Origin of the sequence: Kroppenstedtia guangzhouensis, from assembly GCF_014637345.1 — a bacterium.
Taxonomy (GTDB): Bacteria; Bacillota; Bacilli; order Thermoactinomycetales; family DSM-45169; genus Kroppenstedtia; species Kroppenstedtia guangzhouensis.
This window is the reverse complement of the sequence record NZ_BMEX01000022.1, coordinates 18704-29419: the sequence shown is the minus strand read 5'-3', so window position 1 is coordinate 29419 and position 10716 is coordinate 18704. Positions and strand designations below refer to the sequence as shown.

Sequence of the window (10716 nt, the reverse complement as noted above, 5' to 3'; positions counted from 1 at the left end):
GGTTGGCCTCTTCGTTCAACTCCCGGTAGGTGAGAACCCTCTCTCCCCTTTTCACCGCCACCCGGTCCCCCTGACGGGCCGCCTGTTCCTCAAACAGCGAGACCAGAGTCGCATCCTTCGGATACGACGCCCGGGTGTCGTTGAAACGGCCGAACAGCAGGTTGTTCTCTTCCTCTTTGGATAAAAAACGAATATCGGATAATTTAATTTTGAACAACCCCTTTCACCAACAACTGATAATGGTCCAAAAATCTGCTCATTGTCGACTCCCGGAAAAGATCCGTATTGTATTCCAATTGAAGAAGGAAAGTATCCTGTTCCTCATATACATGCAAAATAAGGTCATATTTGGAAGTTTCACTGGGTACAACAGACATCTGCACATCCAGCCCATGGTATTGTCGATGAAGAGTGAGTTCATTTTGATAAGTAAACATCACTTGGATCAATGGAGAAATCTCCGGCGTGACATGGATATTCATCTTTCGAATCACTGACTCCAGCGGAATATGCTGGAAGTCGTAAGCAGTGACACAAATCTCCCGAACCCGTGCGAAAAATGTTTCAAGCGCCGGGTCTCCGGAAAGATCCATCGGCAAGGGTACCGTATTTGCCAGGTAGCCTACAGTCGACTGCCACTCGGGAGCCCTCCTATTGCTCATCACAGTCCCGATCAGGAACTGTTCCTGCCCACTGTATCGGTGCAACAAAGAAGCATACAAACCAACCAACAACATATAAGGAGTTACTCCGAAACGATCCGCACAACGCAGAATGGAACGAGTAAATTGTGGTGACAAGCGCCGGGATAAAGTCCTTCCTCTGTAAGACCGATGAACAGGCCGGGGATAATCTGTTGGTAAATCCAGAGTTGTTGGGAAGCGGGATAATAATTGAGACCACTCCTCCAATTCAGCAACAAACAATGGATCTTCTTCCAAATGAAGGGTCGACATCACATAGTCCCGAAATTGCAACTCCCGGCCCTGATTCCCCGATTCTTTCACTTCCGGTTTGCATAATTGAAGCAATTGCTGAACAAATAACTCGTTTGACCATCCGTCAAAAATCAGGTGTGGTACCGAAACCAGCAATAAGTGCTCCCGCTCGTCCATTTGGATAATTTTAGATCGAAAAAGCTCCTCACTCAACAAGTCAAATGGTTGGTTTGCCCAACTGTGAATGAGAGCATCCAATTCATCGTATTTGGACTGTTCCGACTTGAATCTCCAGTCTTCCACATCGTTTTCGGCAAAAATGCGTTTGGAAAGCTCCTGGAACGGTTCTCCCTCTGCGGTTTCAGAGAAACGGAATCGGAACACATCATGATGTTCGACTATTTTACGGATTGCTTCAGACAATCGTCCGGAATCAAGCTCCCCCCTCAAACGAAGAGTAAACGTCACTGTATAGACGGGACTGGTGGGATCATTTCGGAAAACAAACCATTGACTTCGTTGAGAAGGGGTTAACGGAAGCGGGTTAGTTTGACAGTCTCTGGGAGTATATGAACGGGTATACCTTTTCCCCCCCCCACGTTCCACCAAAGCCTGCAATCCTTCAAGAGTCGGATCCGTGATAAATTGCCGCAAGGTCACTTCCACACCGAAAGTTTCATATACTTTAGCCAGCAGGCGCATGGCCTTGATGGAATCTCCGCCCAATTGGAAAAAGTTTTGTCCCTGCACGAAAGTGTCCTGTTGCAGAACATCCTTCCAGAGCACAGCGAGCTCACCGTTTTCCATCCGGTCAACCCCCTGACTGAGGACGATGTCCCCGCTCCAATGGCCTGATTCCATTAACTCGCGTTTCATATGACGATACAAACTGAGTAAATCCAGTTTTTCCTCTGAATTGAAACGAATTTCATAATAGGTTTCACGAGCCTTTGAATCTGTCAACAAGGTTCCCGTCGAAAGAAAATGATCGATCCTCAGGTGCCGTTCAGCAAACTTTCCTTCCCCCAGAGCCTCAATCAGAAGCGGACGTTGGATTTTCCCCGAGGCTGTCTTGGGGAATTCCTCCCGTGAAAGTGGAATGATCCAATCCGGGGCGATGCCAAAGTGCAAGCGAACCTGCTCACTGATTTCACGGGCCACATGCAGGGAAAAAACGGGGTCGGAATCCTCCGGCGAGAAAAAGATGGCCAATCTGTCATCGCCGTCTGTAGTGCAACCGGCAGCTCCAACAGCGGCAAAGGTGGGAATCACCCCTTCCACCGATTCGATGATTGCTTCGATTTCATGATTGTAATGGTTTTTTGCACGGATAATCAGTATATCTTTTTCGCGCCCGGTGATCACCAAGTGCCCTTCTTTTCCGGGGCGAAGAAAGCCCAGATCCCCGGTGGAGAACCAGCCGTCTTCCGAGAGCACTGGCCGATTCTCTTCACTGTGGGCAAAGTAAGATGAGACGATTGACGGGCCCCTAAGTTGGATCCGGCCAATGATTCCCTCGGGAAGTACCCGCTCTTTCCCATCCACAATGCGCACAGCCAGTCCGGGTAACGGAGGGCCCAAATCTGTAAAACAGACGGATTCCGGATCCTCCGGGGGGACTTCCCGGATCCGTTGATCCAAAGAACGCTTGTCCACGTACAGGACCGGATCGATTCCTTCTCCAAAAGTGATTGGTCCTGACGCTTCCGTCATACCATACTGGGGACAAAAAGCTTCCGGTGAGAGATTCAGCGGACGCATCTTCTCAAAAAAGGCGGACATTGTATCCGGAGAGACCGGTTGACCCGCCGAAAGCAAAAAACGGAGGGAAGAAAGATCCCACTCCTTGCCCGGATCCTGGATATCCAGACGATTGAGCAATGAGAACGCAAAGTTGGGCGCCCAAGTATAAGTCACCTTATAATCAGAAATCCACTTCACCCAATTCAGCGGGTTCGCAACAAATTGGTCCACTTCTGTCAAGACTTGTTCGCAACCGAGATAAACAGCCAAAACATGTTGGCTGAATAATCCCCCGGCATGTTGGAGCGGCATCCAATTCAATATGACTTCTGATGAAGTAAGCCCTTTCCATTTCACTGTCGGGATAATATTGGCGAGAATGTTTTCATGACGATAGGCAACCGCCTTCGGCTGGCCCGTCGTACCTGAAGTCAACAAAAACATGGCCGTCGTTTCCGGATCAACGGTTGGGCTCTCTTTCAATTCTCCACAACCGTCCATCTCTCTTACGGAAAATACTCGTGGCTGTTTTTTTGACCAAGAAGACATCAACTGAATCAAGGGCTCTTTATGGCTCTCATCGGTCACCACCGGCGGTTCACCGAACAAATCCCATGTGTTTCTCATTTTTCGCACTTCGGCATGTGATTGGATTAACGGGATCTGCCTCATGGGCACAGGAGGACAGCCTGCTGTGATGCACCCCCAAAAAGAGACGACAAAGTTGTCCACCCGATCACACTGCAATAAAACAGGAGTTTTCTCACCAACTCCTCTGTGGCGTAGGGCAGCTCCAAAGCGAAGAACCCGGCTTCGGAGCTCACGGTATGTCATGGTGTACCTATCCTCTGCATGAATAAAGGTGATGCAATGATCCCCATGTTGATCACATGTGTCAAAGAATATACTTGCCAAGCTGACGGGAGAAGTCTCCGGTTCATGCGGCACTGGATGATAATATTCTGCTAGCCTTTCGGATGCCATCGGTTCCAGTTCGGAGTAGTGAATTCTTGAGATTAAGGGCACGTCGAATCCTGTCGAAGAAACGACTGATTTTTTGTTCGGTTTTGGGTCATATGTATGCTCAAAAACATCAATCGATGATATATTCATTCTTTTGGAAGCGTTTTCTCCAAGGCCCTTCAGAAGTTTGTCGATCACCGGAATCCCAATCCCCCTTTATTGTTTAATTTACTTATAGCAAATATGGAAAATACAATCAATATTTATTTTCTTAATTAATTGATTAAGTTGTGTAAACCTGTTATATTCATACCTGCCTGTTATATTCATACCTGAATTTATGATAATTGACATCGAAATCAGGAGTTGATATTTGTGAAATAATTCAATTCCTTCATTGAAAGAAAAAACTTGAGGGCTCAAAACCCTTCCCTGAAACAATTCGCCGATGGGATCGCTATTCATCTTTCATAAACATAGATTCCCAGATAATCTGCCAATGGATGTAAGGACCTCCACAAAACAGAACCAGAGGCGTATACTGATTCATCAACCTCCTTCATATAAGTATTTTGTCGTAATTCAAGAGAGCTCCCCTCCCCAAACTTTGGCTAATTAACGGACTGGATCAACTCCGCCTCGGTTCCACCTATTTATTATTTTCTAAATTTAGTATTGCCTGTGTCAAAAACTTATGATATAAAATATTTGAGTTCAAGGTCTTGACAGATTTTTCATCTGATTCCGGCGCTTCTTGCGATACCCCCCGGAATCATACAAAAACCTGTCGAAACCAGTCGAACTCAACTATAAAACATTTTAAGGAGGTTGCTCACATGAGCAAAGTCATCCAATCCTGGACCGATCCGGTCTACCGTGCGTCCCTGTCCCAAGCCGAATTAGCCAAGCTTCCCCACAACCCCGCCGGCGACGCCCTGTCCGAACTCTCTGACGCCGATCTGAATGAAGTGGCCGGTGGTGTCGGGTGCGGAAATGTTTGCACCTGGACCAAAGATTGCAGCATTTGCCCGAGCTGGAGCTGCTGGAGCTGGAGCTGCTAAGTTTAATGAAAAAACCGAAGAGAACAGCTTTGCTGTTCTCTTCGGTTTAATACTTAAAAAAAGGATACACAACCACCGACAAATTTGTGGGATGAGTGGTTAAAGGCAACGCCCTGTCCGAACTCTCAAACATTGCCGTTCCAATGATCCGTTACAGATACTACCCCTGTATCCATAACACCGAGTATCCTTTATTACATAAAAGTATTTTAACATACCGTTGAATGACATGCAAATTAAGTTGGACTTTCCCGAGGTGAATTGTATGCCTTTTCATATTTCCAAATCGATGTATTTGGATGAGAGAATTCGCTCTTTCCCAGAAAAAGAGCCTGCGGGATCCGACCCCGACGATTACACGCTGAAACGGATTCAACATTGGATCAATGGACTTGCGAACCGGGAGGATTTGTTCAATCAACAGCTGAGTCTTCACAAGATCGACCGGAGAAAACTCCTCCACTTGATCGAACACCCACACACTGATGAAGAACTTTTCAACAACGATCAGTGGTTTGAAGTGAAAAAAGCTCTTGACAGCTATGATCCACAAAACCCCGACTTGAGTCCCTTCCTTACTCGGATCATATCGAGCAGTCCGCAAGAGCCCATTCAATTTTTTTACTTCCTCTTACCTTTCCTGAACGCCGGAACGATTCAACTTCAAGATCGGCTAAAACGGTCACATTTTTCACTTATCAGTGAACAAGCCGTACTCTCCCTTATCAAATCTTTGGGAGAATCTCTCCTTCGGGCCTCTATGCGCACGATGTTTCTGGAACTGAACATCGCCCGGATCAGCAACAAACTGCAAGGAGACGATCCCGAAAAAAGATACCGCGATTTCGCATTCCGGTTGTTGCGAGACCCTTCATATCTGACATCCATATTTGAACAGTATCCCGTACTGATTCGCTTGATGTGTCTGAGAGTATCTCAATGGGTTGAAAAAAACACAGAAATATTCGAACGACTGGAACAAGATCGGAAACAATTGGAAGAGACGATGTTCGGACGAGACTGTGGAAAACTGGTCCAGGTGGAATCCGGAATCTCCGATCCACATCGGGGAGGTCGAGGTGTAGCCATCCTGACCTTTGAATCCGGGGACAAAGTAGTTTACAAGCCCCGCCCCCTTCAAGTGGACCAACAATTTCAGGAGCTTCTGAGTTGGTATAACCACTTGAAAGATGACGGTCTCCCCCTGCATATCCTGAATTTGATCGATTGTGGAGAGTACGGCTGGACAGAGTATATCCCCCATAAGGGGTGTGACGACGAAGAGGAAGTCCGCCGATTTTACCGCCGCCTCGGGCAACAATTGGCGTTGTTGTATGCGATCAACGCCATTGATTTTCACAACGAAAACCTGATCGCCAGTGGTGAACACCCGGTTCTGATTGACTTGGAAACCTTGTTCTACCAAGACATATATACAGAGGACAATACCGATACCGCTTTTCAAAAATGTCTCAAGCAACTTGGGGAATCCGTCTTGGCTTCCAACATTCTGCCGGTCATGACGCTGTTCAATGAGGTGGAGGGACGGGGGATCAACATCAGTGCAATGGGAAATGAAGATCAATTGTCCCCGCAAAAAGTAAACATCATCTCCAATTCCAATACGGATTCAATGAAAATCCAGCGAGATTATCAAACAATTGAAGCCGCCAAAAACTCCCCCACTCTCCAGGGGAAAAAGCTTGACCTGACGCGTTATACAAATGATCTGATCCAGGGCTTTGATGAAGGATATCATGTCTTAACGTCGAACAAAGCCGACCTGAAACACCAAGTCTCCCTGTTTTCAGAACTGAGGGTACGACAAATCCTGCGTCCGACTTATCGCTATTCCAGTCTGCTGTCAGTTGCTTTTCACCCCGATTATCTGCGCGACGGACTGGATCGGGAGATGTTGTTCGGCAAGCTTTGGTTGGATGTGGAAGCCTATCCCGTACTGAAACGGGTCATTGCTACCGAAAAAACGGACTTGCTTCATGGAGATATTCCCTATTTCACTTCGAAGCCGGGGTCTACAGATTTATGGGACAGCAGAGGACAAAAGATCGAAAACTTTTATAAAGAGCCTTGCATGTCACGAATAATGGCCAAAATTGACCGAATGGGAGAAGCGGACCATAAGGAACAAAAAAAGATTATCAAGATGTCCTTGCTGGCCCTCAATCCCGGAAAGACGAGCAAAACCCTCTCTTTCGTCCCGACGGTGGAAGACAACTTTGATAGAGTTGCCGGAATGGAGGAAGCCAAGCGGATCGCCGATTATATTCTGGAACGGTCCATTGAAGGGATGGACGGTTCGCAACCGGATATCTGCTGGATTGGGATGCGTTTATCGGATAACGCTGAGACTCTCTGGCGCATTTCCCCTGTGGGCAACGACTTGTATGATGGTTTGAGCGGAATTGGGTTATTCTTCAGCCATTTATACCAAATCACAGGGGAGAAAAGTTATCGGTCCGCCATTGAAAAGATGATTGTACCCATTCGAAGTGAATTGCGAAAGATCAGCAAGTTGAGCAATTATCAAGCTGTCGGTGCCTTCACCGGCGCCACCGGCTATGCCTACACATTCATCCATCTGGCAAATTCCCTCGGAAACCGGGAATTGTTGGAGGACTTCAAACCCATGGTACCTTTGATTCGAGAGGCTGCCCGGAATGACGAAGCGTTGGATTTCATCGATGGTGCTGCAGGCTCCCTTTCTGTTTTTCTGGATCTTTATCATATCACCGGTGATGACCAGTATCGGGAAGTGGCTGTTTGCCTGGGGGATCGATTAGTGGAACAGGCCTCCCCGCAACCCGAAGGTGTCGGCTGGATCATCCCCTCCGCCAGTCAAGCCCTTCCTGGCTTTTCCCATGGCGTGGCCGGGATCGCCTGGTCTTTGATGCGCCTCTATAAGGAGACCAAACAGGAGAATTATCTCCACACTCTGCAAGAAGGACTTCGGTACGAGCGTAGTTTTAAGAAGAACAACTGGGTGAAAGATCTTGACGGCCTGGAGCGGATGCCCTGTGCTTGGTGCCATGGGGCACCCGGAATCGTACTGTCACGTCTGTTGTTAAAAGAAGCGGGATATGAGGACGAACACTTGGATCACGAGATCCAAACCGGGCTCAATGCCTTGGTTCAGCAAGGATTCGGGGCAGATCATTCACTGTGTCACGGTGATCTCGGAAATGCCGATATACTGCTGATCGCTTCCCGTGTTCTCAAAGAAAGTAAATGGAGGGAACAGGCGCGAAACGTCGGGAATTTCGTGCTTCGGGACATTCGTGAATCCGGCTGGAAAACCGGAATCCCCGGATACATGGAAACCTGCGGTTTAATGGTGGGACTGTCGGGGATTGGATACGGATTGTTAAGGATGTTGGAGCCGGAAGGTGTCTCTTCTGTGTTGTACCTGGAAACACCTTCCACCCGTTTGTGATCAGGCCGGCCTCAACGGGCCGGCTTCTTTATTGGGAGGTAGCGTCGATATGAACACCCTGATTCGGAACTGGCAAAGACGACGAAAAAAAGTACCCGTGATCCGCCAAATCAGCCAAAATGAATGTGGCCCCGCCTGTATGGCGATGCTGTTCGGCTATCATGGACATCGGATTCCATTACACATCATGACGGAAGATTGCCAGGCTTTCCGCAATGGAGCCAGTGCATTAGCCATGAAAAAAGCTGCTGAAAAATACGGTTATCTGTTGCGGGCCTACAGGATGGAGCAACCTGAACACCTGCAGTCTCTGGAGTTGCCCGTCATCTTGCATTGGGATTACGACCATTATGTCATTCTGGAGGCATGGCAGGATCAAAAGGTCCGTATTGTCGATCCCGAGCATGGACGCAAATGGATCTCATCGGAGACCTTCCGCGATCATTTCAGCGGAATCGTCCTCACTTTGGAATTAAAGGACCCATCCAAAATTCCTCAGTTTCAACAGACCGAAGGTTGGCGCCTCATCCTCCGATATGCGCTGATGTTGCCCAAAATGACTCTACTTATGCTGGTTTTTTCCGTTCTTGTACAACTGATCGGAGTGGCAGTCCCCCTGTTGGTCGGTTTTTTGATCGATCGATTCCTGGATGACTGGAACGCATCCACTTATTCCAGCCTGATCATCAGCACTGTCACAATTTTCGCTGTCTATTTTTTGCTATCGTACATCCGAAGTGTGGTGTTTGCCCAATTGCAACGGCACATCAGCTCCACACTCTCCCGGGATTTTCTATCCCATTTGCTCAAATTGCCTTTGACCTTCTTTGAACAGCGGAACACTGGCGATCTGGCGACGCGAATGAGCAACATATCCATGATCCGTGAAATCCTCTCCACCAGTGGAGTCGCTATCGTTCTTGATTTGACCATGCTTTTCATAGCTGCTGGAGCCATGCTGTATCAATCCCTTTTTCTCAGCTTGATCACTTTCCTTATCGCGATTGTGCAACTGGGGATCATGCTGATCTTCATTCCAATGATCAGGAAGAGTTCCCAACAGGAATTATCCGCCCAAGCCACCTCGCAGAGCTACCTGATTGAAGCGTTACGCGGCAGTATATTGGTCAAAGCCATGAATCGGGAGGAAACGGTGCTCCGGAACTGGTTAGCCACTTTTTCGGAGCAAATGAAACACTTCGTCATCAGATTTTTGCGGAGTGGAATGCTCAACAGTATCGTAAGCAGCCTGGGAACCATCGTTCCCTTGCTGTTACTGATGATCGGCTTTCTCGAAATCCAAAAAGGAAACCTCACAATAGGCACTTTGGTCGCATTCAGTTCATTGGCAATGTCTTTTTTGTCCCCCATCAATTCATTGATCAGTTATGTCCAATCTTTTCAACTGTTGATGAGTGTGATTGAACGGTTACAGGATGTCCTTCATGCGAAGCCGGACGATACAACCCAATCTGAAAAACAGAAACGGATGTCCGTGGATCTCTCCAATGCCCCCATCCGGTTGCAGGATGTGGACTTCTCCTATGACCGTGGTTCCGAAATCCTGCGTAATTTGACGATGGAAATTACCCCGGGAAGCAAAATTGCACTGGTCGGCCCCACCGGAAGTGGAAAGAGCACCATCGTCAAGTTGATTCTGGGTTTGTACCTCCCCACATCCGGTCGGATCACCTACGGGGATTTGTCAACCGATCAAATCGATTTCCGTCATTTGCGTCAACAAATCGGAGTTGTTCTTCAAGATACACACCTTTTTCATGGATCGATTGCCAAAAACATCTCCTTTTTTGATGAGGTCCCGATGGAAAAAGTGTTGCTTGCCTCAAAAATGGCTTGCCTTCATGAGGATGTCATGCGCATGCCCCTTGGATACCACACTCAGATCGGGGAAAACGGGCAAAACCTGTCCGGAGGGCAACGGCAACGACTTTCCATCGCCCGGGCTTTGCTTCATCAGCCCCGTCTCCTTGTATTGGATGAAGCAACCAGTCACCTTGATTCCTTAACGGAACAGAAGTTGAACCAAACCTTTCGCGATCACAAAATAACTCAAATTGTGATCGCTCATCGGTTGTCCACCATTACAGATGCTGACGAGATTATCGTCCTCCACAACGGAATCGTGGAAGCTGCCGGAACTCATGAAGATCTGCTGCAATCCAGCGATCTTTACCGAAATCTCTGGGAAAAGCAATACCAACATACTGTCACAACATAGAAACATATTCCCTCGAGAAAAAATTGATTTAAGCTGAAGTTGGCGTCCGGAATTTTACGGAAGCCAACTTTTTTCTGGTTGAATTCCACTCCCGTTTACTTCAATGACACTCCTCACGGCAAGGCGGAAGTTTCTAAAAAACGTTGTGAATTCGTGCTGGCCGGGTCGGTCGGGATTAGGTTTCACATGACCTTTTCGTTATTCTGAACTGCCAAAATCACTCCATGTGAAACCCAACCCTCCCTTTTTCACAATGCTTTTGGTGCCCCACTTTCCTGTCAAGCCGCCGGAGCTTTGCCCCGACAATACTTTCCTTGCAGA

Annotated in this window: 5 protein-coding genes; 3 read left to right on the top strand and 2 right to left on the bottom strand. The window is 47.7% G+C overall.

What is annotated here, in order from left to right; all coding sequences use genetic code 11:
• Nucleotides 1-217, bottom strand: a 217-nt coding sequence (locus IEV46_RS16235) for a hypothetical protein (RefSeq protein ID WP_188433590.1), incomplete at its 3' end; no start/stop codon positions are given.
• Nucleotides 204-3665 carry a condensation domain-containing protein gene (locus IEV46_RS16230; protein ID WP_229736184.1) on the bottom strand — a complete coding sequence of 1154 codons (3462 nt, stop codon included), beginning with the start codon at nt 3663-3665 and terminating at the stop codon, nt 204-206. The genes IEV46_RS16230 and IEV46_RS16235, both read right to left, overlap by 14 nt.
• Before the next feature lie 815 nt (nt 3666-4480).
• On the opposite strand from IEV46_RS16230, the gene IEV46_RS16225 reads away from it, so the two are divergent.
• The 3 genes from IEV46_RS16225 (at nt 4481) to IEV46_RS16215 (ending at nt 10395) form a co-directional block, all read left to right on the top strand.
• A complete protein-coding gene (locus tag IEV46_RS16225; protein WP_188433588.1) occupies nt 4481-4705 on the top strand; it encodes a mersacidin/lichenicidin family type 2 lantibiotic in 225 nt (74 codons plus the stop codon).
• A 265-nt stretch (nt 4706-4970) separates the two neighbouring features.
• On the top strand, nt 4971-8156 hold the full coding sequence (locus IEV46_RS16220) for a type 2 lanthipeptide synthetase LanM family protein (protein ID WP_188433587.1): 3186 nt from the start codon (nt 4971-4973) through the stop codon (nt 8154-8156).
• 49 nt (nt 8157-8205) lie between these two features.
• The gene (locus tag IEV46_RS16215; RefSeq protein ID WP_188433586.1) at nt 8206-10395 is read left to right on the top strand and encodes a peptidase domain-containing ABC transporter; all 2190 of its coding nucleotides are present in this window, start codon (nt 8206-8208) and stop codon (nt 10393-10395) included.
• Nucleotides 10396-10716: the final 321 nt, after the last annotated feature.

Bases quoted from the DNA above. Each gene is read 5' to 3' on its own strand.
- IEV46_RS16230 (WP_229736184.1), bottom strand. From the start codon at position 3,665: ATGGCATCCGAAAGGCTAGCAGAATATTATCATCCAGTGCCGCATGAA.
- IEV46_RS16225 (WP_188433588.1), top strand. From the start codon at position 4,481: ATGAGCAAAGTCATCCAATCCTGGACCGATCCGGTCTACCGTGCGTCC.
- IEV46_RS16220 (WP_188433587.1), top strand. From the start codon at position 4,971: ATGCCTTTTCATATTTCCAAATCGATGTATTTGGATGAGAGAATTCGC.
- IEV46_RS16215 (WP_188433586.1), top strand. From the start codon at position 8,206: ATGAACACCCTGATTCGGAACTGGCAAAGACGACGAAAAAAAGTACCC.